This is a genomic window from Acinetobacter sp. YH12137, assembly GCF_013418535.1.
Classification (GTDB): Bacteria; Pseudomonadota; Gammaproteobacteria; order Pseudomonadales; family Moraxellaceae; genus Acinetobacter.
The window spans coordinates 80,376-97,906 of sequence record NZ_VPBW01000006.1 but is presented as its reverse complement, the minus strand read 5'-3'; the positions used below and the strand labels follow the sequence as shown (position 1 = coordinate 97,906).

Annotated in this window: 14 protein-coding genes and 1 riboswitch; of the genes, 1 reads left to right on the top strand and 13 read right to left on the bottom strand. The window is 45.6% G+C overall.

Annotated elements, in window-relative coordinates:
- Window positions 1-50: 50 nt before the first annotated feature.
- From guaB to FTU72_RS05200, 7 genes are all read right to left on the bottom strand, one after another.
- Entirely contained in the window at window positions 51-1,517 is a 1,467-nt protein-coding gene (gene guaB / locus FTU72_RS05230) for an IMP dehydrogenase (RefSeq protein WP_034170242.1), read from the bottom strand.
- 262 nt (window positions 1,518-1,779) lie between these two features.
- Entirely contained in the window at window positions 1,780-2,145 is a 366-nt protein-coding gene (locus FTU72_RS05225) for a YkgJ family cysteine cluster protein (protein WP_166137458.1), read from the bottom strand.
- A 99-nt stretch (window positions 2,146-2,244) separates the two neighbouring features.
- Window positions 2,245-3,042, bottom strand: a complete 798-nt coding sequence (locus FTU72_RS05220) for an MBL fold metallo-hydrolase (protein ID WP_159123793.1) — start codon at window positions 3,040-3,042, stop codon at window positions 2,245-2,247.
- Window positions 3,043-3,228: 186 nt separating this feature from the next.
- Window positions 3,229-3,804: a TMEM165/GDT1 family protein gene (locus FTU72_RS05215; protein ID WP_159123792.1), complete on the bottom strand. Its 576-nt coding sequence runs from the start codon at window positions 3,802-3,804 to the stop codon at window positions 3,229-3,231.
- Between the two features lie 73 nt (window positions 3,805-3,877).
- A riboswitch (yybP-ykoY riboswitch) is annotated at window positions 3,878-4,018 on the bottom strand.
- Between the two features lie 88 nt (window positions 4,019-4,106).
- The gene (locus FTU72_RS05210; protein WP_180052515.1) at window positions 4,107-6,134 is read right to left on the bottom strand and encodes a 2-oxo acid dehydrogenase subunit E2; all 2,028 of its coding nucleotides are present in this window, start codon (window positions 6,132-6,134) and stop codon (window positions 4,107-4,109) included.
- Window positions 6,135-6,136: 2 nt separating this feature from the next.
- Entirely contained in the window at window positions 6,137-8,839 is a 2,703-nt protein-coding gene (aceE, locus tag FTU72_RS05205; RefSeq protein WP_180011097.1) for a pyruvate dehydrogenase (acetyl-transferring), homodimeric type, read from the bottom strand.
- Window positions 8,840-9,189: 350 nt separating this feature from the next.
- A complete protein-coding gene (locus FTU72_RS05200; protein WP_034170247.1) occupies window positions 9,190-9,879 on the bottom strand; it encodes a M23 family metallopeptidase in 690 nt (229 codons plus the stop codon).
- A 110-nt stretch (window positions 9,880-9,989) separates the two neighbouring features.
- Here FTU72_RS05200 and FTU72_RS05195 point away from each other — a divergent pair, with 110 nt between their 5' ends.
- Window positions 9,990-10,430: a DciA family protein gene (locus tag FTU72_RS05195; protein ID WP_004781492.1), complete on the top strand. Its 441-nt coding sequence runs from the start codon at window positions 9,990-9,992 to the stop codon at window positions 10,428-10,430.
- A gap of 99 nt (window positions 10,431-10,529) precedes the next feature.
- Here FTU72_RS05195 and lpxC read toward each other — a convergent pair whose 3' ends face one another.
- The 6 genes from lpxC to murC all read right to left on the bottom strand — a co-directional run bounded on the left by lpxC (window position 10,530) and on the right by murC (window position 17,529).
- Window positions 10,530-11,432 (bottom strand): UDP-3-O-acyl-N-acetylglucosamine deacetylase, encoded by a 903-nt coding sequence (gene lpxC, locus FTU72_RS05190; RefSeq protein ID WP_180052514.1) that lies wholly within the window; start codon window positions 11,430-11,432, stop codon window positions 10,530-10,532.
- Window positions 11,433-11,558: 126 nt separating this feature from the next.
- Complete coding sequence (ftsZ, locus tag FTU72_RS05185; RefSeq protein WP_179991920.1) at window positions 11,559-12,746, bottom strand: cell division protein FtsZ; 1,188 nt, start codon at window positions 12,744-12,746, stop codon at window positions 11,559-11,561.
- A gap of 159 nt (window positions 12,747-12,905) precedes the next feature.
- On the bottom strand, window positions 12,906-14,168 hold the full coding sequence (gene ftsA, locus FTU72_RS05180) for a cell division protein FtsA (RefSeq protein WP_159123790.1): 1,263 nt from the start codon (window positions 14,166-14,168) through the stop codon (window positions 12,906-12,908).
- A gap of 71 nt (window positions 14,169-14,239) precedes the next feature.
- Window positions 14,240-15,094: a cell division protein FtsQ/DivIB gene (locus FTU72_RS05175; RefSeq protein ID WP_159123789.1), complete on the bottom strand. Its 855-nt coding sequence runs from the start codon at window positions 15,092-15,094 to the stop codon at window positions 14,240-14,242.
- Between the two features lie 3 nt (window positions 15,095-15,097).
- The gene (locus FTU72_RS05170; RefSeq protein WP_159123788.1) at window positions 15,098-16,027 is read right to left on the bottom strand and encodes a D-alanine--D-alanine ligase; all 930 of its coding nucleotides are present in this window, start codon (window positions 16,025-16,027) and stop codon (window positions 15,098-15,100) included.
- 53 nt (window positions 16,028-16,080) lie between these two features.
- Window positions 16,081-17,529 (bottom strand): UDP-N-acetylmuramate--L-alanine ligase, encoded by a 1,449-nt coding sequence (gene murC / locus FTU72_RS05165; protein ID WP_005232692.1) that lies wholly within the window; start codon window positions 17,527-17,529, stop codon window positions 16,081-16,083.
- Window positions 17,530-17,531: the final 2 nt, after the last annotated feature.

Sequence of the window (17,531 nt, the reverse complement as noted above, 5' to 3'; positions counted from 1 at the left end):
AAAGCCGTCATGAGGATGACGGCTTTTTTAGAGTAAACAATCAGCGAAAGTTAGCCCATACGGTAGTTTGGCGCTTCTTTGGTGATGGTTACATCATGCACGTGAGACTCAGACATACCGGCAGATGTGATTTTCACAAACTTGGCATTTTGACGAAGATCATCAATCGTTGCAGAACCGGTATAGCCCATAGAAGAACGCAGACCGCCCATCATCTGATGCACGATATTGCCCATTGGGCCTTTGTACGGTACGCGACCTTCAATACCTTCAGGAACCAGTTTTTCAGCACCGGCTTTAGAATCCTGGAAGTAACGGTCAGCAGAACCAGTTGCACCGGCCATCGCACCCAAAGAACCCATACCACGGTAAGCCTTGTAGTAACGGCCCTGGAAGAATTCAACTTCGCCCGGTGCTTCTTCAGTACCGGCCATCAGTGAACCCACCATGATGGTACTTGCACCAGCGCCAATCGCTTTTGCCATATCTCCAGAGAAACGGATACCACCATCAGCAATCAATGGAATCTGTTCTTTCAATGCACGTGCAACAGAATCAATTGCAGAGATTTGTGGCATACCAATACCAGCCACAATACGAGTTGTACAGATTGAGCCAGGACCGATCCCCACTTTTACGGCGTCCGCACCCGCATCAAGCAAGGCAAGCGCAGCATCACCAGTGGCGATGTTACCGCCAATCACTTGAACTTGCGGGTAGTTCTGTTTGACCCAGCGTACACGCTCGATCACACCCGCAGAGTGACCATGTGCAGTGTCCACAACGATCACATCTACACCAGCATCAACCAGTGCTTCTACACGGCTTGGTGTTTCAGCACCCGTACCGACTGCTGCACCTACACGTAGACGACCTAGATCATCTTTACAGCTATTTGGATAAAGTTCCGCTTTACGGAAATCAGTTACCGTGATCAAGCCTTTTAATTCATTGTTTTCGCCAACAACGATCACTTTTTCAATACGGTTTTTTTGCAATAAGGCCTGAATGTTTTCTTTCGATTCGCCTTCACGCACAGTCACCAGACGGTCTTGGCCAGTCATGATATTGCTAACCGGCTGTTCCAGATTGGTTTCAAAACGTGTATCACGACCTGTCACGATACCAACCACTTTACCGTCTTTAACCACGGGTACGCCACTGATGTTATTCGCTTGAGTTACAGCGATCAGTTCACGTACTGTAGTTTCTGGGGTAACTGTGATCGGATCTTTCACCATACCGGCTTCAAATTTTTTCACACGGCGTACTTCTGCGGCCTGGGCAGCAATATCCATGTTCTTGTGCAGAATACCGATACCGCCATTTTGTGCCATCGCAATTGCCATACGTGACTCAGTCACAGTATCCATAGCTGCTGAAACAAGTGGGATATTCAGGTTAATGCCGCGAGTCAGGCGTGTCTTTAGAGAGACATCTTTTGGGAGAACAGTAGAGTAGGCAGGGAGTAATAGGACATCATCGAAGGTTAACGCGTCTTGAACGATGGTCAACATAACAGTCTCACTGGTAATTTCCGTGCGCTATTATAAACAAATTTAGCTCTAAATTTCATTGCAATTGCAAAATTTATTTTGTCTAAATCTGGACTTAGATTTAATCCGAATATCTAAACCTGTAAATTTGACTATTCAATCAACAATTTAAATATGCCAGAGTAGTCATCATATTTATTTGCTTTACAAAATCCCTTACTAATTTTTTCTCCCATAAAAAAAGCAGAGTCCATACCCTGCTTTTTAAATCTTGAGTTTGAATTTAGCTCACCCGTTCGAAATTATCATCATTTTCGGCTTCATCCGGCTCAATCTGGATGAATGGAATCATATTGTGTGCCATCCGTGCTTTATTGCACTGGGCATCAGCGATCTGCACTTCTTTACAGGATGAGCTACGTAGCTCGTACATGCCGCAACTCACCTGCTCGCCAATCTTGCCTTCTAGCGCAACACAGCGCGGATTTTTCTGATTGGTTCCCGCCATGCATGAATAGACCGAGGTGACAGGCTCAGTATAGTGCTCAGGCATGGGAATCCCCTCTGCCCAATAAAATGAAACCCTGAAATAGGCGCAACATGCGCCACAACTTAAACATGCATCTTGTGTAGGAACTTGAGACAACATTTCTTATAAATTCTCGTCATCAAAAACAGTTTTTTTGCCGGCGGAAAATATAAAAAATGTTGTTTTTCTACTCAAGAAAAAATTTAAAATTTTCTTGAACTATTCAGGACAAGTAAAAACAGTTTCATCCATTAAATCAGTGCCACATTCCAGTGTTTCAATCCAGTCCAGAAACTGGTTAATCTGTTCTTTACCCACAAATGGTGTTCCATGTTGTGGCACAATCATGTCTACATCCATGGTACGTACCATCTGTACCCATAAACGAATCACCTTGTTATTGCACATATAGCGCTGGTGAAATCCTTTCATTTTCGGAATGTGCGCTGCAAAATTTTCCAGTGGCTTTGAAGCATCCTCGACCATTGACGCCCCCATATCACCAGAAAACAGGATCTTGGCAATCGGGTCATAAAACTGGAAATTACCGACTGAATGTAAAAAGTGCGCTGGAATAGCAATAATGCTGGATTGACCGAGTGGAATGATCTGACCATGATCCGGCAATTCAACCAGACGATCCAGCCAGTTACCTTTCATACGGTCACTCATAAAGGCTGAATTCAGATGCGGCAAGAAACGCGCCCAGAGCTTGGAAGCTACGACTTTGGCTTCGGTATAGACCAGCCAGCGCGGCATGGACGTAATAATGTCCGGATCCTGATGCGATGCCATCACATAATCCAGATTGCTTAACCGGGTATAGCGGTTCAGTTCCATGGTCAACGGTACATAAGTTAAATCACCGCCCGGATCAAGTACTGCAGCACGCTCATTGTCTAAAATCAGAAATTGGTTTGCCTGGACACCTTCACCTTTAACGAGACTGGTAAAACTAATACATTTATGTGTCCCATTATCAAACAAGACTTGCGATGTGGTGCGCTCGAAGGCCATCAGTAATCCCCAATTTTTTTCGTTTAGGATGGTTTTTCTATAGGCATATAACATATAGGGAATTAAATGAACTTACAATCAATAAAACTGGATATATAACTTTATTTATCAGCAAATTGAGCACAATTTCACAATAAAAAATCCCGAGTTTTTAGCTCAGGATTTATACGAAATTGATTTTTATTTTTAAAATAAATAATGTTGTGCCAAGGTGCCGACACCGATGATCAAGAAAATACTGGCGCCAATTTTATGAATCAGGCCGATTGGAAGTTTATTCGCCAGTTTATCACCGATAAATACCGCAGGTGCGTTGGCAATCATCATTCCGACGGTAGTACCCATCATCACCCAAAGCACACTGTCAAAACGTGCTGCCAGTGCCACTGTCGCAATCTGGGTTTTATCGCCAATTTCAGCCAGGAAGAACAGCACAAAAGTCGCACCAAACACGCCGTACTTTTGCCATTTATTGATACTGTCGTTCTCATCCCCTAATTCATCCGGAATCAGCATCCAGATTGCCATCCCAATAAAACCGACTGACACGATCCACAGCAAAATTTCTGGCCCAATAACGGTAGTGACCCATTGCCCCAGGGCTGCTGAAAGACCATGGTTAATCAGGGTTGCCAGTAAAATTGCAATTAAAATCGGTGTCGGTTTGCGGAAACGTGCTGCAAGAAGCAAAGCCAGTAACTGGGTTTTATCACCCATTTCGGCAAGTGCAACGATGGCCGTGGAAAGCAGGAATTCGTACATGCGGTCTTTCTCTGGCTGGCATTTTCTACCGATGATTCACCCTTCCCGCCAGCCAAAATCTGCAGAATGGTAAATCAAAGGTCTTGCCAACAAAAGAAAGCTTCGAGAAGCTTATTTGGTTCTTTGCTATGATGACCATGCCCTGTTGAGCAAATATGTTGACCATCACCCTTCTGCTTTGCGCAAAAGGCGGCTACTCCCCAATGAAGTGCGCCCATTATAGCCAACCGTGTTTATATTTACAAATTGTCATATAAAAAAACCCTGCCGGAGCAGGGTTTTTATTTTCATACATTCATGAATCAGATCAAGAGTGTACGAATATCCTTTAACAGCTTGGTCAGCTTATTGGTAAAGCGTGCAGCATCGGCACCATTAATTACGCGATGGTCATAAGACAGTGACAGTGGCAGCATCAAACGTGGATCAAAGCCCTCCCCATTCCATACCGGTTGCATGGTCGCAGGAGAAATACCCAAGATCGCCACTTGCGGCCAGTTCACCAACGGCGTAAATGCTGTACCGCCAATTGAGCCCAAGCTGGTGATGGTGAAGTTCGCACCTTGCAGATCTTTAGGTGATAATTTCTTATCACGCGCTTTCTGGCTTAACTCACCGAGCTCAATAGCGATCTTCTTGATCGACTTCTGGTCCGGGTTACGTAATACAGGAACAGTCAGACCATCTGGCGTCGCAACCGCAATGCCCATATGGATCTCATTCCGTAGCAATACCGATTTACCGTCATCAGACAGGTGACCGGCAAACTCACGCTCTTCTTTGAGCAGATAAGCTACAGCCTTGATAATGAAAGCCATGATGGTCAGGCCAATACTTTCTTTTTTGAAGTTGCCTTTCAGCTCATTACGCCAAGCTTCCAGCTCAGTGATATCGGCTGCATCAAACTGGGTCACTTGTGGGATGTAGTTATTTAAAGATAACTGCGGAATCGAAACCTGTTGCAGACGCGTCAAGGCTTTCTCTTCTACCCCACCAAAAGCACTGAAATCAGGCAGTTTTGGTAAGCCAGCAGGAGCTGTAGCTGCCGCAGGTGCGGTTGTTGTTTGCGGTGCAGTCAGACGATCTTTCACATACGCAAACAGGTCTTCTTTCATTAGACGCTCATGCGGACCAGAAGCTTTCACTTCTGCCAATACCACACCCAGTTCACGAGCCAGTTTACGCACAGCAGGACCAGCATAAACTTTGGCATTGGCAGCGTTCTGCTCTTTGGTGAGCTTGTCTGCACTATGCGTTTCAGGTGTCGCAGCAGGTTCAGCTTTTGGAGCTGTGGCTGGTGCAGGCGTAGCTTTGACTGCAGGTGCTTCTGATTTTTCCGCTGGAGCTGCAGCAGGTGATGCTTGTCCTTCAGCTTTAATCGTAATCAGTGCCACACCTTCAGAAACACTCTGGCCCAGCTCAACATGAATCGCCTTAATCACTCCGGCAGTCGTGCTTGGCACTTCTACTGTCGCTTTATCCGATTCGACCACGATGATGCTCTGGTCTTTCTCCACCGTATCACCGACCTGTACCAGAATTTCTGCTACAGCAGCCTTGTCGACACCCAAGTCAGGTACTTTTACTTCAATATCGCCTGCAGGGGATGCCGCCTGTTGTGGTGCTGTTTCAGTTTTGGCTTCAGGTGTTGCTTGAGCTTTTGGCTTTTCTTCTGCTTGAGGCGCTGCTTGCTCAGCAGCTGGTGCTGAATCTGCAGTTTTCACTGTCAGAATCAGCACCCCCTCTTTGACTGAATCACCTTCCTGAATATGAATCGCTTCTACAGTACCTGCAACTGTACTTGGTACTTCAACTGTTGCTTTATCCGATTCAACCACGACCAGGCTTTGATCCACCTCAACTTCATCGCCAACCTGAACCAGAATTTCACCCACCAGGGCCTTTTCTACGCCAATATCCGGCAATTTCACTTCTACAGTAGATGTAGAAGCCGATTGAGAGGCCTGTTCACTTTGGCTAGAGGCTTTAGGCTGATGTGCCGCCACTTCCTGCAGGATTTCCTCATCAGGCAATTCAGTTGGAGTATTTTCCGAAGTTTTGTCAGCAGCATCAGCTTCCTGACTTTCTACCGTACTGGCATCATCTTCAGCCTGCAGTTCAATCAGGACAGTACCTTCAGATACTTCATCACCCTGATTAATCAGAATATTTTTGACCACACCTGCTGAAGTGCTTGGCACTTCAACAGAGGCTTTATCCGATTCCAGCAGCACAATACTCTCATCTACAGCAATGGTATCGCCCACCTTCACCAGGATTTCTGCCACAGTTGCCTTATCTACACCAATATCTGGAGTCGTAATTTGCATGATTAGTTCTCCTCTTTGTAGTCAGCAACAGCATGCAGTTCCGGGGTCGCCTGTGGCGCCCAAGCCACCGGACGATCAGTATCTAACTCAAAGCTAGAGATCGCATCTTTCACTAAACGTGCATCGACTTCACCTTCATCTGCCAGCTTCTTCAAGGTTGCTACGACAATATGTGCAGCATCGACACCAAAGTAGCTACGCAGGTTGCCACGGGTATCTGAACGGCCATAACCATCGGTACCCAAGGCTACGAATGGACGGCTATCTGGAAGATAGGCACGGATCTGTTCGCTATAGGCACGCATGTGATCAGTGGCCGATACCACAATACCGTCCTTGTCACGTAACTGCTGAGATACCCATGGTTCTTTCGCTTCTTCAGCCAGTGGATGCAGGCGGTTATATTCTTCACATGCCATACCATCGCGAGCGAGTTCGTTAAAGCTGGTCACGCTCCAGACATTGGCATGAATCTGATATTCCTCACGCAGGATTTTTGCGGCCTTGATCACTTCACGCAGAATCACGCCTGAACCCATCAACTGAACCGTCGCTTTTTCGTCTTCTTCCAGCAGATACATACCACGCTTGATGCCTTCTTCTGCACCTTGCGGCATTGGCGGATGTTCGTAGTTTTCATTCATCAGGGTCAGATAATAGAACACACGCTCCTGATTCACATACATACGTTGCAGACCATCATGCACGATCACAGCAAGCTCATAGCCAAAGCACGGGTCATAAGAGACACAGTTTGGAATGGTGTTGGCCAGAATATGCGAATGACCATCCTGATGCTGCAAGCCCTCACCATTTAAGGTAGTACGGCCAGCGGTTGCACCCAGCAAGAAACCTTGCGCCTGTGCATCACCTGCGGCCCAGGCAATATCGCCAATACGCTGGAAGCCGAACATCGAGTAGTACATGTACATCGGAATCATTGGCAGGTTATTGGTTGAATAACTGGTCGCCAAGGCTGCCCATGCGCTCATCGCACCGGCTTCGTTAATCCCTTCCTGTAACATATGACCGTCTTTGGCTTCACGGTAATGCATCAACTGTTCCTGATCTTCAGGGGTATATTGTTGACCATGCGCTGCATAGATCCCCAATTGACGGAACATCCCTTCCAGACCAAAGGTACGCGCTTCATCTGGCACGATCGGTACCACACGGTCCTTGATTGCTTTCTCTTTTAATAATGCAGAGATGAGGCGAACCATGACCATGGTGGTGGACTGTTCTTTACCGTTTGAACCTTTAAGCACAGCATCAAATACAGAAAGTTCAGGAATCGGTAAAGATTCGCTTTCTTTGCGACGTGCTGGCAGATAACCACCCAGTGCCTCACGGCGTGCCTTCATATATTTAATTTCAGGCGAATTTTCACTTGGACGGTAGAATGGAATTTCTTCCAGTTGTTCATCAGTAAATGGCAAGTTGAAACGGTTACGTACATATTTCAATGATTCCAGCTGCATTTTCTTGATTTGGTGCGTCTTGTTCACCGCTTCAATTTCATCAGACAGACCATAACCTTTTACGGTTTTCGCCAGAATGACCGTTGGTTGACCTTTGGCCTTGGTCGCTTCTGCATAGGCAGCAAAGACTTTGTACGGGTCATGACCACCACGGTTCAGATTATCGATATCTTCATCGCTCAGGTCTTTGACCAAAGCTTCTGCTTCTGGATATTTACCAAAGAAATGTGCGCGTGCATAAGCACCACCTTTCACCTGATAGCGCTGATAATCACCATCTACTGCTTCTTCCATAATCGCTTTGAGTGCACCAGATTTGTCTTTATCCAGTAGCGGATCCCAATGACGACCCCAGACAACTTTAATCACGCGCCAGCCAGCACCACGGAACAATGATTCAAGTTCCTGAATGATCTTGCCATTACCACGTACCGGGCCATCCAGACGCTGCAAGTTACAGTTCACCACCCAGATCAGGTTGTCCAGCTTCTCACGACCCGCCAGTGAAATCGCGCCTAAGCTTTCCGGCTCATCCATTTCGCCATCGCCCAGATAAGCCCAGACTTTACGGTCTTCTTCCTTAATCAGGCCACGGTTCATCAGATACTTTTGAATATGCGCCTGATAGATCGACATGATTGGACCCAGGCCCATCGATACCGTCGGGAACTGCCAGTAGTCTGGCATCAAGTAAGGATGAGGATAAGAAGGCAGACCTTTGCCGCCGACTTCACGACGGAAATTATTCAGATGCTCTTCAGTTAAGCGGCCTTCTAGAAATGAGCGGGCATAAATCCCCGGGGCACAGTGACCTTGATAGTAAATCAGGTCGCCACCGAAGCTGTCGTTATTGGCACGGAAGAAATGGTTAAAACCCACATCGTATAAAGTGGCAGATGAAGCAAAGCTGGCCAAGTGACCACCCAGGTCATCACCGGTTTTATTTGCGCGAAGCACCATTGCCAAAGCATTCCAGCGGATCAGCGCGCGAATACGGCGCTCCATGTCCTGGTCGCCCGGCATCGCAGGTTGTTCTTCTACAGAAATAGTGTTTAAGTAGGGAGTATTTAAACGCTGAATAGGAACATGTTTGGCAATTGCGCGTTGATAAAGTTTTTCAAGTAAAAAGGCGGCGCGCTCGGTTCCCATGTGTTGCAAAACGGAGTCAAAAGCGTCTTGCCATTCTTGGGTTTCTTGAGCGTCGGTATCTCCATAAAACGCCATAATCTACAGTTCCTGAAAGCCAAATTGATCACTTATATGTATCATATTTACGGCTTATGCAGATATGGCTCTGGCTGAATGCGGTTCTGGAGTACTATTTATTATCTAAATATCCATTGACACTTTCTTACACAAAGTAACAAAAAGAAGTCAATAATGGCGATTTTTTATACGACAGTTATAATTCTCGGTGATAATATAATATCTAAAAGCAATTAGACCGAACTCCTTCTCTACTCCCTGGAAGAAATGTTCAGTCTAATTGCCTTAAAAGCGGTTTGATTGATTTTTTATGAGTATCAAGTATCAGACGTATTAAAGTATTTCAGTTATTTTGAGCAAAGCTACGCTTAAGGCAACATTGCTAAATAAGTTGAAGGATTTTTACGTTGACCGTCTTTTACTACTTCATAGTGTAGATGAGGACCAGTACAACGACCTGTACAACCTACATTCGCAATATGATCACCGGCTTGCACCTGATCTCCCACACGTGCAATCAAGCGTGAAGCATGGGCATAACGAGTAAGGTATCCATTACCATGGTTAATTTCGACATACTGACCATAACCTGTACCCCAACCCGATTTGGTTACGATACCAGGACCAGTTGCATAGATCGGTGTACCGCTTGCAGCAGCCAGATCTAGACCTGAGTGATTTTCAGCACGACCACCCATGGTACGGCCGCCAAAATTTGAGCTGACACGTTTCATGTCGGGTAATGGATGAGCCACTAACCACGAATAAGGATTATTTGAAGATGCAACTTTACTGGATGAAGAATTGCCATATTTTTGAGCAATGGTCTGATTATTCAGTTCAACCGGTTTTTCACGTAGCTGAACATTTAATTTAGTTTGTGCGGGAATATCAATATCTTCAGGATGGGTATAAGAACCCTGCGATAAAGTACGTGTTAACTGCTCAAGACGGTCAGGTGTAGCATCTTGTTGATTCAGATCCACTAAATCTGCAAAAGCTACTGAAGCAGCTGAAACCGAAATAGAAAATGCCAATAGGATACGTCGCATAGGCATATGCATAAAAAACCTCTCTAAACTGCTAATCGAGTTTCTTGAAGATCTCTTCCTTGATATCCACTTTAAGAAGCGCATAAGATTAAGACATAAACATGTAGGAATTATGTATGTCGGAACCTGTCAACGTCTTTCAAAAAACAAGAAAACAGATAAAAACAGGAAACTTTTCGTTTCTCTCATCACAAGTTTCTGCATGGCAGAAGCTTACGAAACTCGTACAACCGCTATTGCCTCAACCCGAACAATGGCAAGTTGCCTGCTATCAAAATGGTGTGTTAACGATTACTGGTGAAAACCAAGCCATGATTTCTCAATTGGCCTATCTTCAAAAGCAATACATCTCACAACTCTCTCAAATAAACGAATTAAAAGATCTCACTAAAATCCAGGTTTGCTTAAGGAATCCATCCCCTGTTCAACCGGTTCCAGAAAAATCTGAAAGAGCCTTGAGTCCAGAAACACAGGAATTACTTCGCGGTGCTGCTGACTTTATAAGCGACCCTAAGCTTAGCCAAGCTTTACTACGTTTGGCAAGCAATAAAAAGTAACATTGCAATGAGATGTAATAAATTCCAATGTTGTTTTTATGTGACAGGTGTCACATTAGATGCAGCTAAGTTATAACACAAAGACACAAAGACAAGGACTTATGCCACAGTTACATAACTAATTGGACATTGAGTTACGTCATCAAATGTTACAATTTCATAGCTGCTTGGGTCACTTTTCACGTTACGCAATAGTTGATTATTCAAAGCATGCCCTGATTTGTAACCATCAAATTTGGCAATAATCTGGTGGCCTAGCAGGTATAAATCACCAACTGCATCTAGAATTTTGTGACGTACAAACTCATCCGAGAAACGCAAACCTTCTTCATTGACTACACCGGTTTCATCTACACCGATCGCATTTTCCAAGCTTGCACCCAAAGCCAGATTATTGGCTTTCAAGTAGTCAAGGTCTTTCATAAAGCCGAATGTACGCGCTTCACTGACTTCATAAACAAAGGTTTCTGTAGAAAAATCGATGCTGGCAGATTGATGTTCTTTTTTAAAGGCAGGATGATCAAAATCAATAGTGAAATTTAGCTGAAAGCCGTCATGTGGGCTGAAAATCGCCCGTTTGTCATCGATCAGGGCTTCAACAGGTTTAATAATTTTAATAAATTTCTTTGGTGCATCTAGTTCTTGCAAGCCGCCCTGCATGAGCAGATAAATGAAAGGTCCGGCACTGCCATCCATAATGGGAACTTCTGAAGCTGACACTTCAATAATCAGGTTATCAATACCTAACCCTGCAATGGCGCTCATCACATGCTCAATCGTACCCACTTTGGCATTTGACTGAACCAGGTTCGAACACATGAAGGCTTCCTGGATCAATAAGGCATCTGCAGGAATATCGACAGGTGGATCCAGATCAATACGACGAAACACAATGCCCCCATCGGCGTGGTGTGGCACAAAGTTAATCATAACCTTCTGCCCACTATGAAGACCGATTCCGCTCGCTTTCACGATACGTTGCAGGGTACGTTGTTTCAACATGCTTTTTATCATCTGTTCACCAATAAAACCGCTATACGTTAGCATATTTGGCCATTGATAAAAAACAAAAGGTGGCTCTAAAGCCACCTTTTCTGTGCAATCATCGTAAACACATGCTGTTACATATTATTTGCGCTGTTGATTTTTAAGATAATCTTGGATGCTCATTGGCGTTGGACGCGGACTAGAAACTGAAGCGGCAGGATTAGCTGCTGCACCTGCTTCATTTTGCTGACGCTGAATTGCCGGTACATCATCATCTTCAACTACTGCCTGTGATGATGATGGACGTACTGCCTGTACATTCGCGCGTTTAGTCGGCTCAACCGAATCTGCAGCATGGCGAGTCAAACCAGTCGCAATCACCGTTACACTGATTTCATCACGAGCATCAGGGTCAAATACTGTGCCGTAGAAGACCTGACCTTCGTCCAGATCCACGATCTGGTTTACAACATCAGTAATTTCTTCGATTTCACCGAAGGTTACGTCATCACCACCCGTCACGTTAATCAGAATACCTTTGGCATTCATGATGGTGACGTTATCCAGTAATGGGCTGCGAATCGCCTGTTCTGCTGCCTGACGTGCACGGTTTTCACCACGACCCAAGCCTACCCCCATCATGGCATAACCACGTGTACTCATTGCAGTTTTCAGATCGGCGAAGTCAAGGTTAATGTGACCAGGACGTACCACCAGGTCAAAGATACTACGTACCGCATTCAACAGTACATCATCCGCTTTTTTATATGCATCCTTCATTGAAATATCACGGAAGACTTTCAATAGACGCTGGTTTGGAATGATGATCAGAGAATCTACGTGCTGTTCTAACGCTTCAATCCCCTTCTCGGCAGATTGCAGACGGCGTTTACCTTCAAAGTTGAATGGTGTAGTTACGACACCAACAGTGAGGATACCCATTTCTTTAGCAATTTCAGCAACGACTGGCGCAGCACCGGTACCTGTACCACCACCCATACCGGCGGTGACAAATACCATATCGGTACCTTCAAGCTGCTGGCGGATCAGTTCACGGCTTTCTTCTGCTGCCGCTTGACCGACCTGTGGATTTGCTCCAGCACCCAGACCACGTGTACTTTGCTCGCCCAGCTGAATTTTAAATTCGGCTTCCATGCGATCCAGTGCCTGTTTGTCTGTATTGGCACAGACGAACTTTACGCCCTGGATATCGGACTGCAACATATGCTGTACAGCATTACCACCCGCACCACCTACACCAAATACAGTGAAACGGGCTTGACCATTGCTATCGCTATGATCTTCTTCGAAAAATTCAAATGAGGCCATGACCTATAAAATTCCTAATTCATAATTGGCAGTCACTAAGCCCGTATACTGCCTTAATCTTGATAAAAATTGTTTTTAAGAATGCTGCTCAAGCAAGCACTTGTCAAGTACAAGCCCGATTAACTACAACTTCCCAACAATATTCACAATAAAAATCGCTTAAAAGATCGCTTTTAACGTTTCGTTAAAACCTGACCATGCCCGTTTAATGCGCTGTGTTACTGATAACTTGTCCCCGTCTTCGGTCTCAACGAGGGTTTCCTGGGTATCACTCTGGCTAAACATCAGCAAACCAGCCACTGTTGCGTACTGGGAACGACGTAAAGCCGCCTGGTGCTGTTCATCCGCATAGACCTGTACCGGCGGATTGCCCAGATGTGCAGATACACCCAAGGTACGGCGTACAAAGCTGACCATACCTTCAATCTGACTGGCATCCCCAGTCAGCACCACACCATGATACAGTCCCTGCATCGCGCCATGGTTCACCAGTTCATCACGCACCAGACCCATGATTTCTTCATAACGCGCCATGATAATTTCAGTCAGTTCAATCCGGCTAATGGTTTGTGGTCCATCAATGCCCTGGAACTGAATCATATGCTCTGGTTTAACCACTTTTAGGTCAACACAGCCATAGAGCAATTTCAGACGTTCTGCTTCTTCTGTCGTGGTCTGTAAAACTGCTGCAATATCACGGGTCACATGTTCACCGCCACGCTGAATAGTATGGGTTAACGCCAAACGGCCATCCAAATAAACAGCAATATTGGTGGTTCCCGCACCGATATCTACCAGACACACGCCATATTCTTTTTCATCTTTCAGCAGGCTGGCTTCAGCAGTAGCTAGACAGGACACCACCATTTTCTCCACACCGATATTGGCCCCTTTTAAAGCGCGGTCAATATTCTGCATGGTGCTGATCGGTAACATCATCAAATGATAATGTCCCGTCATGCTATGTGCCGACATACGGATCGGGTTGAGTACCCATTCCGGTGCATCATCCAGCTCGAAGCCTAAAGGCACCGCACTGACCAGATAATGATCTGAGGTGACATGACTGGCTTTGGCCAGCTCAAGTGCCCGTACCACTTCACTGGTCGTAATTGAATGTTCACTATTATCAATGGTGGTACGACCCGAGGCATAAAAGCTTTTTAATTCAGCACTTGGGATCGAAATCCACGCAGAATGCACACGACATTCAGCCATATCTTCCGCTTCTTGTACGGCGTTTTTAATGGCGGTAATGACTTTATCGAGACTGACAATTTTTCCTTTATTCATGCCTCGGTTACGAGCGGTCGCCATCCCAATCACTTGGATATTGTCTGGCGCGTGTACCTTACCAATCAAAACTGAAACTTTGTGTGTCCCAATGTCAATCGCCACAACCGAGGGAACAGCTTCACTCATTATTAACTACTACCATTACGTGTTTGTTAGATTTATGGCTTTATAAGGCCTCTAGTTTTTAAAGCCGGTCATTATGGCTTTACTGTTACATTATTCTCAACGCCCGTGTCATTAATGGTTACAATAAATTGACCATTTACAATTTTAGGCGGAATTGAATTTTTCCATTGAATCGCCAATCCATTGCGATAACGCAGGTCAATCGCTGAAATTTTCGACCATACCGGTTTTAGTTCGCTATAGGACAGATGACTCAAACGTTGCAATTTACTCATGGTCTGGTCTTTATCGACAATCACACGCAAACCTGAATCAAACTGCATAAACCACGTCATTCGTTCAGTTAAATATAATTCTTTTAAACGAATACCTTGTGGTAAAAATAACTGGTTGATTTCATTATAACGTCGCATCATGGTATTTGCATGAGTAGAGGGTCCATGCAGCAACGGTAAAGCTGAATAATCTTTAGGACTGACTTCAGTGAAAATAATGCCACTATCACTTAGCAGTCGTCCTGTACCCCATCGTGCAATAGCATGATGCGGCATCACCCGGACATGAATCTTGTCTGGCCAGGCACGAGACACTACGACACGGTCCACCCAGGACAATTCCAGTGCGCGGTCACGAATCGATTCCAGGTCCGAAGTGAAATAGTTTTCAGTCACAATCGGTGAAACGTACTGCATGACCTGACGCTCTTCAGCTGCTGTACGCGTTCCTGCCACTTTCAGCTCTGCTACCTGAGCATCAGTCATCACCTTGTACAGGCCAAAAATCCCAAAAGCCAGCACCACCAGCGCGACACACAACAAGGCCCAACCACCCAGGTTGGTTAGTTTCTCTTTGCGTGTCGGCGGCTTGTCGTGAATTGAGGTAATCGCAGCACGTTTACGGCGCATGGTTGCTGGGAGTTGAGCCATAACTTAGTGTGCCGCACCGTTTAATGTTTGTTCCAGAATCGCTACACAGAGCGCATCAAAACTATAGCCGACGGCTGCTGCCGCTTTTGGTACCAGAGAATGACTGGTCATACCTGGAACAGTATTCACTTCCAGTAACCAGAACTTACCCTGTTCATCCTGCATTGCATCAATACGGCCCCAGCCACTTGCACCCACCGCCTGGAAGGCACGTAGAGCCAAGGCTTGCAATTCTTTCTCTTCAGACTCGCTTAAGCCACATGGAATGCCATATTCCACATCATTACGCTGATATTTAGCTTCATAGTCATAGAAAGCCACATCTTCTGGCGGTTGCAGACGAATGACAGGTAGGGCCTGACCATTCAGAATTACAATGGTAAATTCACGGCCTGTGATCCATTTCTCTGCCATAACCACGGCATCATGTTCAGTGGCTTTGGCAATCGCATCAGCAAAGTCTTCTACTTTTTCAACTTTACTCATGCCAATACTCGAACCTTCGTGTACAGGCTTAATAATCAGCGGCAAATCTAGAGCAGATACAATTTCTTGCGCATTCGAGTTCTTGGTCACGATACGATATGGCGCAGTAGGTAATTCTGAACCCTGCCAAACCTGTTTGGTTTTGACTTTATCCATACCAATGGCAGAACCCTGTACGCCTGTACCGGTATATGGAATATTCAACCATTCCAGCGCACCCTGAATCTGACCGTCTTCACCGCCACGACCATGCAATACCACAAACGCACGATCATAATTTACCAGCTCGGTAACACTACGCTCTTGTGGATCAAACGCTTCTGCATTGACCCCAGAACGCATTAATGCCTCAAGTACGGCGGTTCCACTATCTAGCGAAACCTCACGCTCTGCAGATTTACCACCCAGCAATACGGCAACTTTTCCGAATTTTGAAGCATTTGACACGTTTATATCCTTAAACTTTTTGAATCTGTTCAATCAGTCATAACATGACTATTTTACTTTACATATAAATGATTTTGAGCAAGTTCGATTGAGATTGCTCCAACATTACCTGCGCCTTGGGTTAATAACAAGTCATTTGCTTGCAATACCTTTTTCATCACCTGGCTCAGGTTCCCCTCAACCGGATCAATCAGGATTGGTTCAACTTCCCCACGTAAACGGATACTACGTGCCAATGCGCGGCTATCTGCACCTACAATTGGCTTTTCCCCTGCCGGATACACTTCAAGTAAGAGCAGCTGATCAACTTGTGAAAGCACTTCTACGAAGTCATCAAAACAGTCACGGGTACGGCTGAAACGGTGCGGCTGGAACATCATCACCAGACGGCGATCTGGATGGCTGGCACGAGCCGCTTTAATAGTGGCTTCTACTTCTTTTGGATGGTGACCATAGTCATCGACCAGTTTCACATCGCCGCCTTCAAGTTCGAATTGACCTTGTACCTGGAAGCGACGACCTACACCACTGAAGCCTTCCAGTGCACGGCAAATAGCTGCATCGGATACGCCTTCATCCGTTGCAATCCCAATTGCAGCCAAGGCATTGAGTACATTGTGCAGACCCGGCTGATTCACAGTCACGCGTAGCGGCTCACGATCTTTACGTAATACGGTAAAGTGGCTGCGCATACCTTCCTGTACGACATCGACGGCACGAATGTCATTATCTTCATTAAAACCATAAGTCAGTAATGGACGACCAATACGTGGCATGATTTCACGGATATTGGCATCGTCACCACACACAACCGCTAAACCATAGAATGGCAGTTTTTGCAGAAACTGGATAAAGGTATCTTTTAAAACATCGAAACTACCGCCATAAGTATCCATATGGTCAGCATCGATATTGGTCACCACGGCAGCCATTGGTTCTAGATACAGGAATGAGGCATCTGATTCATCGGCTTCTGCCACGATATAACGACTTGCACCCAAAGCGGCATTCACACCGGTACGGTTCAGCAAACCGCCGATCACATAAGTTGGATCCAGATTTTCTTCTGCCAGCATACAGGTGATCAGGCTGGTGGTTGTGGTTTTACCGTGAGTGCCTGCAACCGCGATCCCGTGACGGTAACGCATCAGCTCACCCAGCATTTCTGCACGACGGACTACCGGTGTACGGGTTTCAAGAGCTGCCTTGATTTCCGGGTTTTCCTTATCAATCGCGGTAGATACCACGATGACATTGGCACCCTTAATATTGCTGGCTGCATGGCCGATATAGACCTTGATACCATTTTCTTCTAATTGAGCCGTAGTTTTAGAGGCCTTGATGTCTGAACCAGAAACTTTATACCCCTGGTTTTTCAGTACTTCCGCGATCCCGCACATCCCTGCACCACCAATCCCTACAAAATGGATATGCTTGATCCGGCGCATTTCCGGGACTTTAATTAATTTCTTTGCTTGGTCTGCTGGGGTTACTGGAGACATAA